Source organism: Burkholderia sp. MSMB1826, from assembly GCF_001526325.1.
Taxonomy (GTDB): Bacteria; Pseudomonadota; Gammaproteobacteria; order Burkholderiales; family Burkholderiaceae; genus Burkholderia.
The window spans coordinates 138,712-158,058 of record NZ_LOYN01000030.1 but is presented as its reverse complement, the minus strand read 5'-3'; the positions used below and the strand labels follow the sequence as shown (position 1 = coordinate 158,058).

Here is a 19,347-nt window from a genome sequence, read left to right as displayed (position 1 = left end):
CGAAGGAGACGGCGGCGTTGACGTTGGCGCTGGCGCTGGCGCAACGGCGCCGCCTCCCGGCGCGCTATTGTCGCCGCGTGCCCGGCGGCTTGTCATCCGACAGGAAACCCTGACGCATCCCGCCGAGCCCGCCCCGGCCGGTCTTTCCGGCCTGTTCGAGGATGAATTCTATGAACGTCGACGTCGCGCGCGTGTGGTGGCGGTTCGGCATGTACAGCATGTACATGTGCGTGCCGAAGATGCTGAGCCGGTATGCGTCGAGCGACGTGACGACGGCGCCGCGGCGCAGATCGTCCTGCATCACGTAGTCGGGCACGATGCCGACGCCGATTCCCGCGAGGATCGCCTGGCGCAGGAACAGGAAGTTCTCCGAAATCAGCGTCGGCTCGAGCAGCACCTCGTGACGCTCGTCGCCGAGATACGCGGCGATCCGCAGTTGCCGGCCCATCACCGTCGCGGTGACGACCGGCGCGGCGGCCAGCGCGCCGAGGCTCGCCGGCATCCCGTGCGCGGCCGCGAACGCGGGCGACGCGCACGCGACGTAGCGCACCGCGCCCATGTCGCGTGCGACGAGGTTCTGCGGCGGCTCGGACATCACGCGGATCGCGATGTCGACTTCGTCGCGCATCAGGTCTTCCACGCGGTTCTCGAACACCACGTCGAGCACGATGCCCGGATGCCGCCGCTTGAACGCGAGCAGCCAGTCGGACATCACCATCTGCCCGTAGCCGCTCGGCACCGACAGCCGCACGCGGCCCTGCAGATCCTGCCCGAGCGTGGTCACCGATTCCTGCGCGGCGAGCAGTTCGTTGCGGATGCGCCGGCCGTGCTCGTACAGCTTCAACCCGATCTCGGTCGGCTCCATGCGCCGCGTCGTGCGCCGCACGAGCTGCTGGCCGATCGAGCGCTCGAGCTGGTTCAGCCGGTAGCTGACGTTCGCCCGGCTCATCTTGAGCCGCTGCGCGGCCTTGCTGAGATTGCCGGCGTCGAGGATCTCGACGAGCAGCGTCAGCGCGTTCAGGTCCATGCGGGGTGTCTCCTGATCCGGCCCGTTTAACGGTCGGAAAGCATTCGGTGTCAAGTCGGACTTGACAGCTTGTAAAGGCGTGCGGGAATTGTCAATGAATCTCGATCAATCGAGAATCGGGTCATGCCTGCTGCATCGACAGCTTCGACAGGAGACGCCATGAATTCCCCCGCCACCCCTCCAACCGGCACCGTCACGCGCGAGCGGCGCGACAAGGTGCTCGTCGTCACGATCGACCATCCGCCCGTCAACGCGCTGTCCGCCGACGTGCGGCGCGGCCTCGCCGACGCGATCGACGCCGCGCAGGCCGACGACGCGATCCGCGCGGTGCTGATCGTCGGCGCCGGCCGCAACTTCATCGCGGGCGCCGACATCCGCGAATTCGGCAAGCCGCCGGTGCCGCCGTCGCTGCCCGACGTGTGCGAGCGGATCGAGTCGAGCACGAAACCGGTCGTGGTCGCGCTGCACGGCGCGACGCTCGGCGGCGGCCTCGAGGTCGCGCTGGCCGCGCATTACCGGCTCGCGGTGCCGGGCGCGAAGCTCGGGCTGCCCGAAGTGACGCTCGGCCTGCTGCCCGGCGCGGGCGGCACGCAGCGCGCGCCGCGCCTGATCGGCGCGAAGGCCGCGCTCGACCTGATGCTGACGGGCCGTCATGCGAGCGCCGAGGAAGCGCTCGCGCTCGGCCTCGTCGATCGCGTCGCGCACAGCGACGACACGCTCGCCGAAGGGCTCGCGTACGCGCAGGAACTCGTGTCGCTCGGCGCGCCCGTGCGCCGCACGCGCGACGCACGGGGCCTGGCGGACCGCGCGGCCGCGCAGGCCGCGCTCGACGCGGCGCGCGCGGAATTGCCGAAGAAGTCGCGCGGCCTGTTCTCGCCGGCGAAGATCGTCGACGCGGTCGAGGCCGCGCTCACGCAGTCGTTCGATGCGGGGATGAAGCTCGAACGCAGCCTGTTCCTGCAGTGCCTCGACAGCCCGCAGCGTGCGGGCCTCGTGCATGCGTTCTTCGCGGAACGCGAAGCGGCGAAGGCGCCCGAGGCGCGGCGCGCGAGCGCGCGGCCGGTCGAGCGGATCGGCGTGGTCGGCGGCGGCACGATGGGCGCGGGCATCGCGGTCGCGGCGCTCGACGCCGGGCTGCCGGTGACGATGATCGAGCGCGACGAAGCGTCGCTCGCGCGCGGCCGGGCGCACGTCGAGAAGGTGTACGACGGCCTCGTCGCGAAAGGGCGGATGACGCCGGCCGCGCACGCGGCGCGGCTCGCGCGCTTCAAGGGCAGCACGTCGTACGACGCGCTCGCGCAGGCCGACGTCGTGATCGAAGCCGTGTTCGAGGACATGGCCGTGAAGCAGGCCGTGTTCGCCGAGCTCGCCCGCGTGTGCAAGCCGGGCGCGGTGCTCGCGACCAACACGTCGTATCTCGACATCGACGCGCTCGCCGCGAGCATCGACCGGCCGGCCGACGTGATCGGCCTGCATTTCTTCTCGCCGGCCAACGTGATGAAGCTGCTCGAAATCGTCGTGCCGGCGCGCGTGAGCCCGGACGTCGTCGCGACCGCGTTCGCGCTCGCGAAGCAGTTGAAGAAGACGCCGGTGCGCGCGGGCGTATGCGACGGCTTCATCGGCAACCGGATCCTCGCCGTGTACCGGACGGCGGCCGACTACCTGATGGAAGACGGCGCGTCGCCGTACCAGATCGATCGCGCGGTGCGCGAGTTCGGCTTTCCGATGGGCCCGTTCCAGGTGGTCGACCTCGCGGGCGGCGACATCGGCTGGGCGACCCGCAAGCGCCGCGCGGCGACGCGCGACCCGAACGCACGCTACGTGGAGATTTCCGACCGGCTGTGCGAGCGCGGCTGGTTCGGGCAGAAGACCGGCCGCGGCTACTACCTGTATCCGGACGGCGCGCGCGTCGGCACGCCCGATCCGGAAGTGGAAGCGATCGTCGCGCAGGAACGCGCGAAGAAGGGCGTCACGCCGCGCACGTTCACCGACGGCGAGATCCTGCGCCGCTACCTCGCCGCGATGATCAACGAAGGCGCGAACGTCGTGCACGAGAAGATCGCGCTGCGCCCGCTCGACGTCGACGCGGTGTTCCTGCACGGCTACGGCTTCCCGCGCTATCGCGGCGGCCCGATGCACTACGCGGACACGGTCGGCCTCGCGAACGTGCTCGCCGATATCCGCGCGTTCGCGAAGGAGGATCCGCTGTTCTGGAAGCCGTCGCCGCTGCTCGTCGATCTCGTCGCGCGCGGCGCGGATTTCGCGAGCCTGAACCGCATCGACTGAACGCCAACCGCATTTGCAACGGACCGAAGATGGACCTCTATTTCACGCCCGAAGAAGAAGCCTTCCGCGCGGAAGTGCAGCGCTTCCTGCAAGCCGAACTGCCCGAGCGCATCGCGCGCAAGGTGAAGGGCGGCCTGCATCTGACGCGCGACGACATGCGCGAATGGCACGCGATCCTGAATGCCCGCGGCTGGCTCGCGAGCCACTGGCCGCGCGAATACGGCGGCCCCGGCTGGAGCGTCGCGCAGAAGTTCCTGTTCGACGACGAATGCGCGCTCGCCGGTGCGCCGCGCATCGTGCCGTTCGGCGTGAACATGCTCGGCCCCGTGCTGATCAAGTACGGCAGCGACGCGCAGAAGCGCCATTGGCTGCCGCGCATTCTCGACGGCACCGACTGGTGGTGCCAGGGCTATTCGGAACCGGGCGCGGGCTCCGATCTCGCGGCGGTGAAGACGAGCGCGGTGCGCGTTGGCGATCACTACGTCGTGAACGGCCAGAAGACGTGGACCACGCTCGGCCACTACGCGAACATGATCTTCTGCCTCGTGCGCACCGCGACCGACGTGCGCAAGCAGGAAGGCATCAGCTTCCTGCTGATCGACATGAACACGCCGGGCGTCGATGTGCGCCCGATCATCACGCTCGACGGCGAGCACGAGGTGAACGAGGTGTTCTTCACCGACGTGCGCGTGCCGGTGGAAAACCTGGTCGGCGAAGAGAACCGCGGCTGGACCTACGCGAAATACCTGCTCACGTACGAGCGCACCAACATCGCCGGCATCGGCTTCTCGACCGCTGCCCTCGACCGGCTGCGCGCGGTGGCCGCGAAGGTCGCGAAGAACGGCCGGCCGCTCGCGGACGATCCGTTCTTCGCGGCACGCGTCGCGCGCGTCGAGATCGAACTGGAAAACATGCGCACGACCAACCTGCGCGTGCTGGCCGCGGTCGCGGGCGGCGGCGTGCCGGGCGCGGAAAGCTCGATGCTGAAGATCCGCGGCACGCAGATTCGCCAGGAGATCACCGCGCTGATGCGGCGCGCGATGGGGCCGTATGCGCAGCCGTTCGTCGAAGAGGCGCTCGACGCCGACTACGCGGGCGAACCGGTCGGCCCCGACGAAGCCGCGAGCGCCGCGCAGCAGTATTTCAACAACCGGAAGCTGTCGATCTTCGGCGGCTCGAACGAGATCCAGAAGAACATCATCGCGAAGATGATGCTCGGGCTGTAACGAGGGACGCGACGATGGATTTCCAGCACACAGAAGACCGCCGGATGCTGGCGGACACGTTGAACCGCTTCATCGCCGAACAGTACGCGTTCCCGGTGCGCGACCGCATCGCGCAGTCGGCCGAAGGCTTCGACCGCGCGATGTGGCGGCGCTTCGCCGAGCTCGGCACGGTCGGCGCGCTGTTTCCGGAAGCCGACGGCGGCTTCGGCGGCGCGGGCTTCGACATCGCCGTGGTGTTCGAATGCCTCGGGCGCGGGCTCGTCGTCGAGCCGTTCCTCGGCGCGCTGCTGGCCGGCCGTGCGCTGTCGCTCGCGGGCGACGATGCGCATCGCGACAAGCTCGCCGCGCTGATCGACGGCAGCGCGAGCGCCGCGTTCGCGCACGACGAGCCGGGTTCGCACTACGAGCTGACGACCGTGCGCACGCGCGCCGAACGTGCGGGCGACGGCTGGGTGCTGACGGGCGCGAAGGGCGTCGTCGACCAGGCCGCGCAGGCGGCGTTCTTCGTCGTCAGCGCGCGCGTGTCGGGGCGCGACGACGACGCGGCCGGCATCGGCCTGTTCGTCGTGCCGGCCGATGCGCCGGGCGTGTCGCTGCGCGACTACCGGAAGATCGACGGCGGCCGCGCGGCCGAAGTGCGCTTCGAGCGCGTCGCGCTGCCGGCCGATGCGGCGCTCGGCGCGCACGACGGCGAAGCGGGTGCCGAGCTGCTCGAACGCGTGCTCGGCTACGGGCTGCTCGCGCTGTCGGCGCAAGCGCTCGGCGCGATGGACGTCGCGAAGGAAGCGACGCTCGACTACCTGCGCACGCGCAAGCAGTTCGGGTTGCCGATCGGCAGCTTCCAGGCGCTGCAGCACCGGATGGCCGACCTGCTGCTCGAAGTCGAGCAGGCGCGCTCGGCCGTGATCAACGCGGCCGCGCAGCTCGATGCGCCGCGTGCGGTGCGCGAGCGCGCGCTCGCGGCGGCGAAATACAGCATCGGCCGGATCGGCACGCTCGTCGCCGAGGAATGCATCCAGCTGCACGGCGGAATCGGGATGACGTGGGAATTGCCGCTCGCGCACTACGCGAAGCGGCTCGTGATGATCGATCACCAGCTCGGCGACGAGGATCACCATCTCGCGCGCTACATCGCGCTGTCCAAACGATAACGGCGCAAACGCGAATGGAGGAGACGACGATGACGAACGACACGCGCGCGCTGCCGCTGGCCGGCGTGAAGGTGCTCGATTTCTCGCGTGTGCTCGCGGGTCCGTGGTGCGCGATGGTGCTCGCCGATTTCGGCGCGGAAGTGATCAAGGTCGAGCATCCGGCGCGCGGCGACGATACGCGCGACTGGGGGCTGCGGATCGGCGACACCGAGACCACGTATTTCAACAGCGTGAATCGCAGCAAGCGGTCGATCTGCGTCGACCTGCAGACGGAAGCCGGCCAGCGCCTCGCGCGCGAGCTGGCCGCGCAAGCCGACGTGCTGATCCACAACTTCAAGTTCGGCGGCGCGGAGAAGCTCGGGCTCGGCTACGACGCGCTGGCCGAGCTGAATCCGCGCCTCGTGCACTGCGCGATCTCGGGCTACGACCGCTCGGGCGCGGAGGCCGCGCGGCCCGGCTACGACCTCGTCGTCCAGGGCGAGGCCGGGCTGATGGCGCTGAACGGCGAGGCCGGCCAGCCGCCGCTGAAGTTCGGCGTCGCGGCGGTCGACCTGTTCACCGGCATGTATTCGGCGCAGGCGATCCTCGCCGCGCTTTACGAGCGCCATGCGACGGGGCGCGGTCGCCGCATCGAGATGGCGCTGTTCGACTGCGGGCTGATGATCACCGCGTACTACGGGCTCGATGCGCTGCTGATGGGCGAGGACCCGCCGCGCTACGGCAACGCGCATCCGTCGATCGTGCCGTACGGCGTGTTCGATGCGGCCGACGGCCCGCTCGTGATCACGGTCGGCAACAACACGCAGTTCGCGCGCTTTTGCGACGCGATCGAGCGGCCCGATCTCGCGGCCGACGAACGCTACAGGACCAACCTCGGCCGTTCGGAGAATCGCGCCGACCTGCTGCCCGAGATTCGCCGCGAACTCGCGCGCCGCTCGCGTGCGACGCTGCTGGCGGCGCTCGCCGCCGCGGGCATTCCGTGCGGCGAAGTGCTCGGGCTGCACGAAGCGCTGACGTCGGAACGCGCCACCCGCGCCGGGCTCGTCACGCGGCAGCCGCATCCGGTCGCGGGCGGGGTCGACGTGCTCGCGCCGCCATACCGCTTCGACGGCGCGCGGCTGCCGGTGCGCGGTGCGCCGCCGGTGCTCGGCGCGGATACGGACGCGGTGCTCGGCGGCTGGCTCGGGATGTCGGCCGACGAGGTGGCGCGGCTGCGTGCGGATCGCGTCGTGTAACGCGTTGCCTGGATTGCCGCCGCGGCGCGGGCGGAGCAGTCGATACGCGCCGACCATCCACGAGACAGCTCTCGCGATACGACGAGACGATATTGGAGACAACATGGAGCTTTCCGTCATCGAATCGGTCACGGCGCGCCCTGACTACCAGCAGCTCGTGCGGGCACGGCGCCGCTTCAGCTTCATGCTGACGGCGCTGATGATCGCCACGTACTACGGCTTCATCCTGCTCGTCGCGCTCGCGCCGCACGTGCTCGCCGCGCCGCTGTACCGCGGCGCGACGACGACGGTCGGGATCGCCGCGGGCGTCGCGATCATCCTCGTCGCGATCGGCCTGACCGCGTGCTACGTGCTGCGCGCGAACCGTGCGTTCGACCGCCGCGTCGACGCGATCCTGCAGCGTTCGTAACGGAGGCCGACATGCGATTCGTTTCGCGCGCGCTCGTCGCGCTGGCCGTTCTCGTTTCCTCCGCCGCCCGTGCGACCGGCGTCGCCGGGCCGATGCCCGACAAGGTCGAGCTGAACCCGGTCGCGATCGGGATGTTCTTCGCGTTCGTGTTCGCGACGCTCGCGCTCACGCGCTGGGCCGCGCGCCGCACGCGCTCGACACGCGACTTCTACACGGCCGGCGGCGGCATCACCGGGCTGCAGAACGGGCTCGCGATCGCGGGCGATTACATGTCGGCCGCGTCGTTCCTCGGGCTGTCCGGCATGGTGTTCATGTTCGGCTTCGACGGGCTGATCTATTCGATCGGCTTCCTGGTGGGCTGGCCGTTCGTGATGTTCCTGATCGCCGAACCGTTGCGCAACCTCGGCAAGTTCACGTTCGTCGACGTCGTCGCGTACCGCTTCGCGCAGCGGCCGATCCGGCTGCTGACGTCCGCGAACGCGCTGACGATCGTCGTGCTGTATCTCGTCGTGCAGATGGTCGGTGCGGGCAAGCTGATCCAGTTGCTGTTCGGGCTGTCGTACGGCACGGCCGAGCTGATCGTCGGCGTGTTGATGGTCGTCTACGTATTCTTCGGCGGGATGACCGCGACCACCTGGGTGCAGGTGATCAAGGCCGTGCTGCTGCTCTGCGGCGCGACGCTGCTCGCGTTGCTGGCGCTCGGCGAATTCGGCTTCGACATCGACGCGATGTTCCGCCGCGCGGTGGCCGTGCATCCGGGCGCGCTGTCGATCATGGGGCCGGGCAAGCTGATCCGCGATCCGGCCAATGCGCTGTCGCTCGGCATCGCGCTGATGTTCGGCACGGCCGGCTTCCCGCACATCCTGATGCGCTTCTTCACGGTGCCGAACGCGAAGGAGGCGCGCAAGTCGGTGCTCTACGCGACGGGCTTCATCGGCTATTTCTACCTGCTGACCTTCGTGATCGGCTTCTCGGCGATCGTGCTGCTCGCGCAGCATCCGGAATTCTTCCGGCTCGGCGCGAACGGCACGTTCAACCTGACGCACGACCTGCTCGGCGGCTCCAACATGGTCGCGGTGAAGCTCGCGCAGGCGGTCGGCGGCAACTGGTTCTACGGGTTCATCGCGGCCGTCACGTTCGCGACGATCCTCGCGGTGGTCGCCGGCCTCACGCTCGCGGGCGCGACGACGATCTCGCACGACCTGTACGCGCAGATGTGGGCGCGCGGCAAGCCCGACGAGCGGCTGGAAATGCGCATCTCGCGCGCGGCGACGATCGCGCTGTCGGCCGTCGCGATCGCGCTGTCGATCCTGTTCGAGCACGTGAACGTCGCGTTCATGGTCGGGCTCGTCGCGGCGGTGGCCGCGAGCGCGAATTTCCCGGTGCTCGCGATGTCGATCTTCTGGCGCGGGATGACGACGCGCGGCGCGGTGCTCGGCGGCGGCCTCGGCCTCGTGTCGGCGGTCGTGCTGACGGTGCTGTCGAAGTCGGTGTGGGTCGACGTGCTGCATCATGCGCACGCGCCGGTGTTCCTCGACAACCCAGCGCTCGTGTCGGTGCCGCTCGCGTTCGTCGGGATCGTCGTCGGCTCACTCGCGGATCGCGGCGAGCGCGCGCGCCGCGAGCGCGACGCGTTCGCGCGGCAGGAGTTCTACGCGCAGACGGGCGTGCTCGCGAGCCGGGCCGTGCAGCACTGATTCATCCGATGAAACAATGCGTCCGTCCGGATCGCCGGACGGATATTTTCCGGAAATCCGGAATCCCGGATTTCCTTGCCTGCCGCATTATGGGAAATACAATGAAAACAACGGCTTGAGGGGTTCCGGAAACCTGGCATCGACCTTGCAATATGAAAAGCGCGGCCATCCCCCGGCCCGACTATTAAACCAAGGAGACAATCGATGACCAGCGCCTTCCTCCCCTGTCGGATGTTCTGAGGCATCGCTTGTTGCGGCACGGCAGCCGCGCGGGCGAATGCCTTCTCCCCTGAGACATTCGCCTGCGCGCGTGACGCCGTTTCCACCGGCTCATCATCTACTTCAGCAGGAACCATCGTGAAGAAGAAACCCTTCTACAAAGTGCTCTATGTGCAGGTGATCTTCGCCATCATCGTCGGCGTGATCCTCGGCCACTACTACCCGGCGCTCGCCACCGACATGAAGCCGCTCGGCGACGGGTTCATCAAGCTGATCAAGATGGTGATCGGCCCGATCATCTTCTGTACGGTCGTCACCGGCATCGCCGGCATGGAGGACATGAAGAAGGTCGGCCGCGTCGGCGGCAAGGCGCTGCTGTACTTTGAGATCGTGTCGACCTTCGCGCTGGTGCTCGGCCTCGCGGCCACGCACCTGCTGCGTCCGGGCGTCGGCTTCAACATCGATCCGGCGACGCTGAACGGCAAGGAAGTCGCGTCGTACGCGGCGAAGGCGCACGGGCAGTCGACCGTCGACTTCCTGATGCACATCATCCCGAACACGATGGTCGACGCGTTCGCGCAGGGCGAAATCCTGCAGATCCTGCTGATCGCGCTGCTGTTCGGCAGCGTGCTCGCGCACCTCGGCGAGCGCGGCAAGGTCGTGACCGACTTCATCGACGGCCTGACGCGCGTGCTGTTCGGCATCGTGCACATCGTCACGAAGCTGGCCCCGATCGGCGCGTTCGGCGCGATGGCGTTCACGATCGGCAAGTACGGCGTCGGCTCGCTGGTGCCGCTGCTCAAGCTGATCGGCACGTTCTACCTGACGTCGGTCGTGTTCGTGCTCGTCGTGCTCGGCGCGATCGCGCGCTTCACCGGCTTCTCGATCATCCGCTTCGTGTCGTACATCAAGGAGGAGCTGCTGATCGTGCTCGGCACGAGCTCGTCGGAAGCCGCGCTGCCGCAGTTGATGGAAAAGCTCGAGAAGGCGGGCTGCTCGCGTTCGGTCGTCGGCCTCGTCGTGCCGACCGGCTATTCGTTCAACCTCGACGGCACCAACATCTACATGACGATGGCCGTGCTGTTCATCGCGCAGGCGACCAACATCGAGCTGACGTGGATGCAGCAGCTCACGCTGCTGGCCGTCGCGATGCTGACGTCGAAGGGCGCGAGCGGCGTGACCGGTGCGGGCTTCATCACGCTCGCCGCGACGCTGGCCGTCGTGCCGACGATCCCGCTGTCGGGCATGGTGCTGATCCTCGGCATCGACCGCTTCATGAGCGAATGCCGCGCGCTGACGAACATCGTCGGCAACGGCGTGGCAACCGTCGTCGTGTCGGCGTGGGAGAAGGAGCTCGACCGCAACAAGCTGCGCCAGGCGCTGAAGGGCGGCGCCGAAGTCGCGCCGACCGAGACGGCCGGCGTCTGACGCGATGAACGAGCAGGCGGCGGCACGGCCCGCCGGCCGTGCGGCCCGCGGCGGCCGGGGCATCGGGGCAGAGGCCTATGACACAATAGGCGATCCGCATCGCCAGGAAGCCTCGACCGTGACGCGCCGCCTGCTCATCCTCGTCGTGCTCGCCGCCGCGCTCGTCGCGGCGTGCGCGCTCACGTGGACGATCACGTGGCAGCGCGGCGTCGCCGAGCTGCAGCGCAATGCCGCGGTACGCGTCGAGCGCACCACCAACGCGCTCAAGAGCACGCTCGACCGCTATGAATCGCTGCCTTATCTGCTTGGCAGCCATCCGTACGTGCAGGATCTGCTTGCCGAGCCGAAGCGCGGCGACTACACCGCCCGCGTCAACCGCTATCTCGAAGACCTCAACGAACACGCGCACGCGACCGTCACCTACGTGATCGGCGCGGACGGCCTGTGCGTCGCCGCCAGCAACTGGCGCGCACCCGACAGCTTCGTCGGGATCGAATACCGTTTCCGCCCGTATTTCCTCGATGCGATGAACGGCCGGGTCGGCCGCTTCTTCGGGATCGGCACGATCTCGCGCGATCCCGGCTACTACATCTCGCAGCCCGTGTGGCGCGACGGCAAGATCGCGGGCGTCGTCGTCGTGAAGCTCAATCTCGAATGGTTCCAAGGCGCCGACGCGTCCGAGCCGCTCGTCGTCGTGGACGATCACGGCGTCGTGTTCCTGTCGTCCGTGCCCGCGTGGAAGTACCACACGCTGCGCCCGCTCACGGGGCCCGTCGCCGCGTCGATCTACGAAACGCGCCAGTACGCGCAGCAACCGGTCACGCCGCTGCCGCTGCGTGTCGAGCAGACGCTTGGCGCCGATGCGGAGATCGTGCGCCTCGGTGCCGGCCGGCGCGCGCCGCGCTTTCTCGCCAGCAAGCGCCGGATCGGCGAGCCCGACTGGCTGCTCGTCACGCTCGCGCCGATCGCGCCGATCGATGCCGATGCGCGCAACGCCACGATCGTCACCGGCTTCGGCTTCGTGTCGGTCGCGCTGCTCGCGTTCTACTGGCGGATGCGCCGCGCCCGCGTGCGCGAGATGATCCGCGGCCGCGCGCTGCTGCAGCAGGCGTACGCGGAACTGAACCGGCGCGTCGAGGAGCGCACGGCCGACCTGTCTGAAGCGAACGAGCGATTGCAGAAGGAAGTCGGCGACCGGATCCGCGCGGAGCAGGAACTGCGCGCCGCGCACGACGAACTGATCCAGGCGAGCAAGCTCGCCGCGCTCGGCCAGATGGCGGCCGGCATCACGCATGAACTGAACCAGCCGCTCGCGGCGCTGCGCAGCTTCTCGGACAACACGCGCGTGCTGCTCGATCGCGGCGAGCAGGCCGCCGCGCGCGAGAATCTCGAGGCGATCGCCGCGCTCACCGAGCGGATGGGCAAGATCACCAACCAGCTGAAGCTGTTCGTCGGCCGCGCGAAGCCGCGCAACGAGCAGGCGCTCGTCGTGCGCGCGCTGCGCAGCGTGCTGTCGCTGCTCGACGAGCGCCTGCGCGGCGTCGCGCTCACGCTGACGCTGCACGACGCGACCGTCTCGCCCGCGCACGACGCGCCGCTCGATCTGGCGCGCGACTATCCCGAACTCGTCGCGCGCTGCGAGGACCTGCGCCTCGAACAGGTGCTGATCAACCTGCTCGGCAACGCGCTCGACGCGGTGGCCGGCGTCGCGGCGCCGGCCATCGAGGTCACGATCGCGGTGTCGGCCGCGACGCTCGCGGTCGAGGTGCGCGACAACGGCTGCGGCATCGCGCCCGATTTGTTGCCGCGCCTGTTCGAGCCGTTCTTCACGACCAAGGAAATGGGGCGCGGGCTCGGGCTCGGTCTCGCGATCTCGTCGTCGATCGCGAGCGACGCGGGCGGCGCGCTGACCGCACGCAACGCACCGTCGGGCGGCGCGCTGTTCGTCTTGACGCTGCGGCGCGCCCGCACGCATCATCCGGACTCCGTGTCCGAGCCGGCGGGCTCGCATTAGCGTGAGCAGGCCGGTCGGCGAACGACCGGCATCAACGAGATGCCGCGCGCGCCGCGCGGCTTGTCAGGAGCGAGTGAGTACGATGGCCAACCGGCTGCAAGTGATCTATATCGAAGACGATGCGCTCGTGCGCCGGGCGAGCGTGCAGAGCCTTCAACTGGCGGGCTTCGACGTCGCCGGCTTCGAGTCGGCCGAAGCGGCCGAGAAGGCGATCGTCGCGGATACCGCCGGCGCGATCGTCAGCGACATCCGGCTGCCCGGCGCGAGCGGGCTCGACGTGCTCGCGCAGTGCCGCGAGCGCGTGCCCGACGTGCCGGTGATTCTCGTCACCGGTCACGGCGACATCTCGATGGCCGTGCAGGCGATGCGCGACGGCGCCTACGACTTCATCGAAAAGCCGTTCGCGGCCGAGCGCCTGATCGAGACGGTGCGCCGCGCGCTCGAGCGCCGCGAACTCGTGCTCGAGAACCATGCGCTGCGGCGCGAGCTGGCCGGGCAGAACGTCGTCGCGCCGCGCATCATCGGCCGCAGCCCCGCGATCGAGCAGGTGCGCAAGCTGATCGCGAACGTCGCGCCGACCGACGCGTCGGTCCTGATCAATGGCGACACGGGCGCCGGCAAGGAGCTGATCGCACGCAGCCTGCACGAGTTGTCGCCGCGCCGCGACAAGCCGTTCATCGCCGTGAACTGCGGCGCGCTGCCCGAGCCGATGTTCGAGTCGGAGATGTTCGGCTACGAGCCCGGCGCGTTCACCGGCGCCGCGAAGCGGCGCGTCGGCAAGCTCGAATACGCGTCCGGCGGCACGCTGTTCCTCGACGAAATCGAAAGCATGCCGCTCGCGTTGCAGGTGAAGCTGCTGCGCGTGCTGCAGGACGGCGTGCTGGAGCGGCTCGGCTCGAACCAGCCGATCCGCGTGAACTGCCGCGTGGTCGCCGCCGCGAAGGGCGACATGAGCGAGCTCGTCGCGGCCGGCACGTTCCGGCGCGACCTGCTGTACCGGCTCAACGTCGTGACGATCGCGTTGCCGCCGCTCGCCGAGCGCCGCGAGGACATCGTGCCGCTGTTCGAACACTTCATGCTCGATGCGGCCGTGCGCTACGGCCGGCCCGCGCCGGTGCTGACCGACCGGCAGCGCGCGAGCCTGATGCAGCGCGACTGGCCGGGCAACGTGCGCGAGCTGCGCAACGCCGCCGACCGCTTCGTGCTCGGCGTGGCCGACGTGCCGCAGCAAACGGGCGCCGCCGACGACGCCGACAACGACCAGACGCTGAAGGAGCGCATCGAGCAATTCGAGCGCGCGGTGATCGCCCAGGCGCTGAACCAGACGGGCGGCGCGGTCGCGGCAACGGCCGACCGGCTGCATGTCGGCAAGGCGACGCTGTACGAGAAGATGAAGCGTTACGGGCTGTCGGCGAAAGGCGAAACCGAGCGCTGAAAAGCAAACGGACCGCGGAACCGGGGCGTCCGGTCATGCGGTCCGTTGCGTGCCGGAACGGCGCGGTGCGCGCGCCTTCCGGCCGGCTCGGGCGGCGCTCAGGCCGCGTTGCCGTCGAGCGCCTTCTTGAGCAGCGCGTCGAGCTCCGCGAATTGCGGCGCGCCGACGTAGCGCTTCAGGATCTTGCCGTCCTTGTCGACGACGAAGGTCGTCGGCGTGAGTTGCACGTTGCCGAACTGCTTCGCGACGCTGCCGTCGTCGAGCGCGACCTTGAACGGCAACTGGCGCGTCTGCGCGTAATTCGCGACGTACATCGGCGGATCGTAGTTCATCGCGACCGCGACGAATTCCAGCCCCTGACCCTTGAAGCGATTGTAGGTGTCGACCATCTGCGGCATTTCCTGCATGCAGGTCGCGCAGCTCGTCGCCCAGAAGTTCACGAGATAGACCTTGCCCTTCAGGTCGCCGGCGGTCGAGACCTTCTGGCCCGACAGCAGCGTGAAGGTCGCGTCCGGCACGCTGGACTTGCCGTTGAACGCGAAGAAGCCGGCGACGGCGATCGCCGCGGCGACGGCGGCCGCGGCGAGGTAGCGGACGGGGCCGGCACTGCGGCGGGTGGAAGGCGTGGTGTTCATCTGGTGCTCTCGGAGTCGATGACGCTGATCGACGCAAAGGACGTCGAAATTCGGCGCTCATTTTAGCGCGAATGCGGGGCGCGCACCGGCAGCCGCCGCGCATCCCGGTTTTCCGGTTCGACGGATAATGGTCGTTTTGCCTGCCGCGATCCACGCCATGCCGAAGGAAGTCATCGATTCGTTGTGCCCCCTTTTTCGCCCGCTGCGACACTTCGCCGCGCTGGCCTGCGTGAGCGCCGCGCTCGCCGCGTGCTCGCCGTCGTACGACTGGCGCACGCTGCACAACGACGCCGGCTACACGATCGACCTGCCGGCGAAGCCGACCGTCGAGGAGCAGCCGGTGGCGCTCGGCGGTACGTCGATGCCGATGCGGATGCAGGCCGCGCACGTCGACGGCGCGGTATTCGCGGTCGGCACGCTGACGTTGCCCGACGATCGCGACGACACACGCCGCGCGGCGCTCGAATTCCTGCGCGCGGGGCTGTCGCGCAATCTCGAAGGCGCGCCGCGGACGGCCGCGGTGCCCGTGCCGCTCGCGGCCGGCGGCGCCGTGAACGGGCTCGAACTGCGCATCGCGGGCGCCGCCGCCGGCGGCGATCGCGCGCGCAAGACGATCGTCGCGCGGCTCGCCGCGCGCGGCCGGCACGCGTACCAGGCCGTCGTGATCGCCGACGGGCCGCTCGCACAGGAGCAGCTCGATCAATTTTTCGGCTCGTTCAAACTCGATTGACGACGGCTGGCGAGGGCGCTCGGACACGCCGTGACAACTGAAAGTTCATTCGCAGCTTTCGACGCTAATCGCCGGATTTTGCGAGGGTTTTTCGGCTATCCACAGCGCATGTGGATAACTTTGTTGAAAAGTGGCGGGGATTTCCCGCGAAGCCGCGCGGGACGGCCTTCCGGCCCGTTTGGTCGCCCATCCTCCTTTTGAGAAAAATCAATCGAAACAACGGGATACGAATTCCGCCCGGCAAAGGCCGCGACGAGCCGCGATCCGGGGCCGGATTCGCGGAATTGTGTATAAGTCAAGTCTTGACAGCCTGATTTTGTCCTCCTGGGCCGCTCACGGCGCCGTCAACGCGCGCCGGTAGCGGATCGCCTCGGCGATCTGCGCGGCCGTCGGCAGCGGGTCGCCGGCCAGATCGGCGATCGTCCGTGCGACTTTCAGCACGCGGAAATACGCACGCGCCGACCAGCCGAAGCGCTCGCCGGCCTCGCGCAGCAGCCGCTCGCCTTCGTCGGTCGGCCGGCACAGGTCGTCGGTTTCGCGGCCGCTCAGCATGTGATTCGTCTTCCCCTGTCGCTCGAGCTGCAGCGCACGCGCCTGCGCGACCCGGGCCGCCACCGCCGCGCTCGGCTCGCCGGGCGCCGTCGCGCGGGTCGCGAGTTCGGCCGGCGACAGCGCGGGCAGGTCGATCTGGATGTCGATGCGGTCGAGCAGCGGCCCCGACAGCTTGCGCAGATAGCGGGCGGCCGCGTCCGGCGAGCAGCGGCAGCGCCCGGACGGATCGCCGTGCCAGCCGCACGGGCACGGGTTCATCGCGGCGATCAGCTGGCACGCGGCGGGGAAGTCGGCCTGCTGGGCCGCGCGCGAGATCGTGATGCGGCCGGCTTCGAGCGGCTCGCGCAGCATTTCCAGCACGTGCCGGTCGAATTCCGGCATTAGGTTATGTATTTTGTCTGTCTGTTTCATCGGACGCACTAGGTCATCTAATCTTTGGACTCTTGCTGCGCACGCTCTGGAGACGCCGAGAATGAAGATCCATTTGGTGCTATGTGATCCTCGCGAGGCAATTGCACGCTTGGCAGAGCTGGTTGATGCGACTGGCGTTGGCGCAATCCCATCATTTCAGTTCAAGGATCTTCCCGCACTGGCTGTCATCGTTGGTGAAGATGGTTTGCCGCACTGGCCTGCAACATTATATGTTTTGGATCAGGCACTAAATAGCAACAGCGTTACAGGAGATACTTCACGCACGTACGGAGAAGCTATCGTGTCATGGCTCCTGTATTTGCGTGCGGAGGAGAAGAATTTAGGCGATGCAACAGAGCAAGACGTCAAGCTCTATCGAAACAAGCTGATCAACGGTTCTTTGACAGAAGGACGCCCCCGATATGCCGCCTCCACCGTGAACATGAGGACAATGACAGCGGTCCGATTTCATATATGGGGCCAATTATCTCGACAGATGCCGAGCCCGCTTGGCGGGTGGGCCGTCCAGCGAGATCGTAGCCGCTTGTTACGTCGTTTCGCTGCATACGAACCGCATCGGAAGCGAATCGTTCAGGCCCCTGAAAGCAGGCTGCCCCGGATACTTGGAGCGCAACAGCTGCGCGTGCTTCTATCATGCGCCCCGCAACCGTATCGACTAATTTTCCGATGGGCTGTCTGTACTGGACTACGTCGCTTCGAACTGTGTGGACTTAGAAAAACTGATTTGCCATCAGGGAGCGCGAATACTTCAGCAATTGAGCAGTTCGACCTAGTCAGAAAAGGCGGTCGAACGGTAACGGTGTATGTCCCTTCAAGACTCATCGATGAAACCCGATGGTATGTGACGTCTGACAGGCCGAGGGCTGCGCCGACCTATGAATCTTTCATCTTTCTCAACGCACGTGGTCGAAGAATCGATCGAACTGCACTTTCAATGGCGTTTCGGCACGCAGCAGATGCGGCGGGAATCGATGCCACGTTACATCACCTACGACACACGTACGCTGTCACGACACTCAAATATCTCCAGGAGCGAGCGCATAACGGAGAATCAATCAATCCTCTGAAGACCCTTCAGATACTGCTTGGACACACCGCAATCGAAACGACGGAAATTTATCTCCGCGCACTGGATGCAAATTCGGTGGCGGTTCAGGAGGCGTTGGACTTTCTGTACGGAGGAACGTTGTGAACGATGCATCAAACCGTGCAGCTGCAGCATTTACCTTCGTGATCAGGGACCGCCAAGGCGTCGCTCGATCAATACTCAATTTTTCGGATCTGAATCTTTCTGATCGGATGACACGAGCGCTCCGAGCAGCATTCGAAATTGAATGTGGCCATCTGGCCGTCGAAACGCAACGGCAGGTGTGGCGCTGTTGCAAGAAGTTGTCTATGTTTATGCAGGATGAAGGTCTTGATAGAAAGATACCGCTCCCTTCCGATATGCTCCTGCGTTATCGACTTTGGCTCGAAAAAACTTCGCTATGTGACGCAACCAAACAAAGCATTCTTAACGTCGGTATTTCTATTGCAACTGCCAGCTCGAGGATTGACCCAGGGATAGTAACTGCGGGTTTCAGGCTCGATGTGAGAACTTTTGATCGAGGGGCTCCGAAGCCATCTCTAGCCCTATCCGAGCAGTCGATGAAGCGAGTGTTTCAAGCTTGCTATGAAGAGATTTCGGCGATCGAGAGTCGGCTCGCGACTGGGCGAGGTTTGTTGGCAAACGATTACCCAAGTGATGTCGACAAGATCCGCCGCGATGTTATGCGCAGCTTTGTAGCGCTAACGACTAACGGGTTTCCGAAGAGGCGTGACATTGTTGCCAAGGGAAAGGCTTTCACAAAACGGATCGATGAGTTTGGGGGAGTGCGCGCTATCGTAAGTCAGCTGCACGTAACAGCAAGAGATATATTGCCCTTCTATCTTGCTATTTTGGCACAAACAAGTGGAAATCCGATGGCCATTCTCGACATCGGACGTGACTGTACCCGTGAGCATCCGCTACGTGCCGATATTGCGTCAGTTGTTTGGTCAAAGCCTCGATCTCGGCGTGAGCAAAAAGCTGATTTTCCAGTTGCGCATCGATGGGCTGCGCCAAATTTAATTAAGCGTCTCAAAGAGCTCAATGATCCGCTACGCCCATGGGCTGGAGAACGATTCGGCGGAAAATTATTTTTAGCGTATTGCAATGGGAAAGTGGCAGTTCCGTGCATTCAGCTTTTCCATGTCATGCTCGACGATTTCATTCGAGATCATGCGCTCGAAAACTTCGACTTCAAGCAATTAAGAAAGACCGGGGCCACGATAATCTTTCGTGAGACAGGTGACGTTCGCGTTGTTAAGGAGAGACTAAATCACCGATCTACCTCCACGACTCGTCGATATATAGAAGAGCCACTGCAACGAGAGGTTCACGATCAACTCATTAATCGTTTTCAAGGGGAGTTGATATCGATGTCGGTGGGCGGCACGGGACACGCCTATGCGAACACCGAGACCGCCAGTATTCCGAAAAAACCTTCGCAAACGGTGTTCGGTTTCCTGTGCCGAGATCCTCTTGCAGGCTTGGCTACGGGGTCTGTTCGTGGACAGCCCTGTGAGCACTTCCAGCAGTGTGCGACTTGCCCTGGTGCAATAGTGCCGCTCGACGATCCGAAGATTGTTGCTAGGCTCCTGGATTCGTTGGATCAGCTCCGGATCAAACGTGCCGACGCGGAAGTGGAGGGATGGGGGAGGCGCTTTGATGTTTTGTACGGGGTGACAATATCCATTTTGCAAGACGAATTAATTCATAAAGTCAGCCCGGCCGTAATTAATGCCGCATCACATTTTCGACATGGCTGGCCATTGCCTCGGTTGGACTAA

Annotated in this window: 14 protein-coding genes and 1 pseudogene; 12 read left to right on the top strand and 3 right to left on the bottom strand. The window is 66.4% G+C overall.

What is annotated here, in order from left to right; all coding sequences use genetic code 11:
* Positions 1-64 precede the first annotated feature (64 nt).
* Complete coding sequence (locus WS95_RS20100; protein ID WP_059825245.1) at positions 65-1,027, bottom strand: LysR family transcriptional regulator; 963 nt, start codon at positions 1,025-1,027, stop codon at positions 65-67.
* A 159-nt stretch (positions 1,028-1,186) separates the two neighbouring features.
* Here WS95_RS20100 and WS95_RS20095 point away from each other — a divergent pair, with 159 nt between their 5' ends.
* The 9 genes from WS95_RS20095 (at position 1,187) to WS95_RS20055 (ending at position 14,127) form a co-directional block, all read left to right on the top strand.
* Positions 1,187-3,313, top strand: a complete 2,127-nt coding sequence (locus tag WS95_RS20095) for a 3-hydroxyacyl-CoA dehydrogenase NAD-binding domain-containing protein (protein ID WP_059825242.1) — start codon at positions 1,187-1,189, stop codon at positions 3,311-3,313.
* Between the two features lie 29 nt (positions 3,314-3,342).
* Positions 3,343-4,539, top strand: a complete 1,197-nt coding sequence (locus WS95_RS20090; RefSeq protein WP_059825240.1) for an acyl-CoA dehydrogenase family protein — start codon at positions 3,343-3,345, stop codon at positions 4,537-4,539.
* Between the two features lie 14 nt (positions 4,540-4,553).
* Positions 4,554-5,690, top strand: a complete 1,137-nt coding sequence (locus tag WS95_RS20085; protein WP_059825239.1) for an acyl-CoA dehydrogenase family protein — start codon at positions 4,554-4,556, stop codon at positions 5,688-5,690.
* Between the two features lie 29 nt (positions 5,691-5,719).
* The gene (locus tag WS95_RS20080; RefSeq protein WP_059825295.1) at positions 5,720-6,925 is read left to right on the top strand and encodes a CaiB/BaiF CoA transferase family protein; all 1,206 of its coding nucleotides are present in this window, start codon (positions 5,720-5,722) and stop codon (positions 6,923-6,925) included.
* A 103-nt stretch (positions 6,926-7,028) separates the two neighbouring features.
* On the top strand, positions 7,029-7,334 hold the full coding sequence (locus WS95_RS20075; RefSeq protein WP_034208474.1) for a DUF485 domain-containing protein: 306 nt from the start codon (positions 7,029-7,031) through the stop codon (positions 7,332-7,334).
* A gap of 11 nt (positions 7,335-7,345) precedes the next feature.
* On the top strand, positions 7,346-9,031 hold the full coding sequence (locus WS95_RS20070) for a cation acetate symporter (RefSeq protein ID WP_059781409.1): 1,686 nt from the start codon (positions 7,346-7,348) through the stop codon (positions 9,029-9,031).
* A gap of 357 nt (positions 9,032-9,388) precedes the next feature.
* On the top strand, positions 9,389-10,678 hold the full coding sequence (locus tag WS95_RS20065) for a dicarboxylate/amino acid:cation symporter (RefSeq protein ID WP_034208472.1): 1,290 nt from the start codon (positions 9,389-9,391) through the stop codon (positions 10,676-10,678).
* 4 nt (positions 10,679-10,682) lie between these two features.
* Positions 10,683-12,692 (top strand): sensor histidine kinase, encoded by a 2,010-nt coding sequence (locus WS95_RS20060; protein ID WP_059781411.1) that lies wholly within the window; start codon positions 10,683-10,685, stop codon positions 12,690-12,692.
* Positions 12,693-12,774: 82 nt separating this feature from the next.
* Positions 12,775-14,127 (top strand): sigma-54-dependent transcriptional regulator, encoded by a 1,353-nt coding sequence (locus WS95_RS20055; RefSeq protein ID WP_034208470.1) that lies wholly within the window; start codon positions 12,775-12,777, stop codon positions 14,125-14,127.
* A 98-nt stretch (positions 14,128-14,225) separates the two neighbouring features.
* Here the strand turns inward: WS95_RS20055 and WS95_RS20050 are convergent, their stop codons facing one another.
* Positions 14,226-14,762 (bottom strand): peroxiredoxin family protein, encoded by a 537-nt coding sequence (locus WS95_RS20050; protein ID WP_059825238.1) that lies wholly within the window; start codon positions 14,760-14,762, stop codon positions 14,226-14,228.
* A 157-nt stretch (positions 14,763-14,919) separates the two neighbouring features.
* On the opposite strand from WS95_RS20050, the gene WS95_RS20045 reads away from it, so the two are divergent.
* Positions 14,920-15,492 (top strand): hypothetical protein, encoded by a 573-nt coding sequence (locus WS95_RS20045; RefSeq protein ID WP_059825293.1) that lies wholly within the window; start codon positions 14,920-14,922, stop codon positions 15,490-15,492.
* 333 nt (positions 15,493-15,825) lie between these two features.
* Here WS95_RS20045 and WS95_RS20040 read toward each other — a convergent pair.
* Positions 15,826-16,425: pseudogene (locus WS95_RS20040) on the bottom strand (ATP-binding protein); the annotation flags it as partial.
* 91 nt (positions 16,426-16,516) lie between these two features.
* On the opposite strand from WS95_RS20040, the gene WS95_RS33695 reads away from it, so the two are divergent.
* Both WS95_RS33695 and WS95_RS34920 read left to right on the top strand, forming a co-directional pair.
* Positions 16,517-17,668: a tyrosine-type recombinase/integrase gene (locus tag WS95_RS33695; protein ID WP_082746955.1), complete on the top strand. Its 1,152-nt coding sequence runs from the start codon at positions 16,517-16,519 to the stop codon at positions 17,666-17,668.
* Positions 17,665-19,347, top strand: coding sequence for a site-specific integrase (locus WS95_RS34920; RefSeq protein WP_156444512.1), 1,683 nt, complete (start codon positions 17,665-17,667; stop codon positions 19,345-19,347). Before WS95_RS33695 ends, WS95_RS34920 begins: the two co-directional genes overlap by 4 nt.

What these genes read in the sequence shown, in the direction of transcription:
- WS95_RS33695 (WP_082746955.1), top strand. Translation starts at nt 16,517, where the DNA reads ATGAAGATCCATTTGGTGCTATGTGATCCTCGCGAGGCAATTGCACGC.
- WS95_RS20090 (WP_059825240.1), top strand. Translation starts at nt 3,343, where the DNA reads ATGGACCTCTATTTCACGCCCGAAGAAGAAGCCTTCCGCGCGGAAGTG.
- WS95_RS20050 (WP_059825238.1), bottom strand. Translation starts at nt 14,762, where the DNA reads ATGAACACCACGCCTTCCACCCGCCGCAGTGCCGGCCCCGTCCGCTAC.
- WS95_RS20055 (WP_034208470.1), top strand. Translation starts at nt 12,775, where the DNA reads ATGGCCAACCGGCTGCAAGTGATCTATATCGAAGACGATGCGCTCGTG.
- WS95_RS20085 (WP_059825239.1), top strand. Translation starts at nt 4,554, where the DNA reads ATGGATTTCCAGCACACAGAAGACCGCCGGATGCTGGCGGACACGTTG.
- WS95_RS20095 (WP_059825242.1), top strand. Translation starts at nt 1,187, where the DNA reads ATGAATTCCCCCGCCACCCCTCCAACCGGCACCGTCACGCGCGAGCGG.
- WS95_RS20070 (WP_059781409.1), top strand. Translation starts at nt 7,346, where the DNA reads ATGCGATTCGTTTCGCGCGCGCTCGTCGCGCTGGCCGTTCTCGTTTCC.
- WS95_RS20080 (WP_059825295.1), top strand. Translation starts at nt 5,720, where the DNA reads ATGACGAACGACACGCGCGCGCTGCCGCTGGCCGGCGTGAAGGTGCTC.
- WS95_RS20045 (WP_059825293.1), top strand. Translation starts at nt 14,920, where the DNA reads ATGCCGAAGGAAGTCATCGATTCGTTGTGCCCCCTTTTTCGCCCGCTG.
- WS95_RS20100 (WP_059825245.1), bottom strand. Translation starts at nt 1,027, where the DNA reads ATGGACCTGAACGCGCTGACGCTGCTCGTCGAGATCCTCGACGCCGGC.
- WS95_RS20075 (WP_034208474.1), top strand. Translation starts at nt 7,029, where the DNA reads ATGGAGCTTTCCGTCATCGAATCGGTCACGGCGCGCCCTGACTACCAG.
- WS95_RS20060 (WP_059781411.1), top strand. Translation starts at nt 10,683, where the DNA reads ATGAACGAGCAGGCGGCGGCACGGCCCGCCGGCCGTGCGGCCCGCGGC.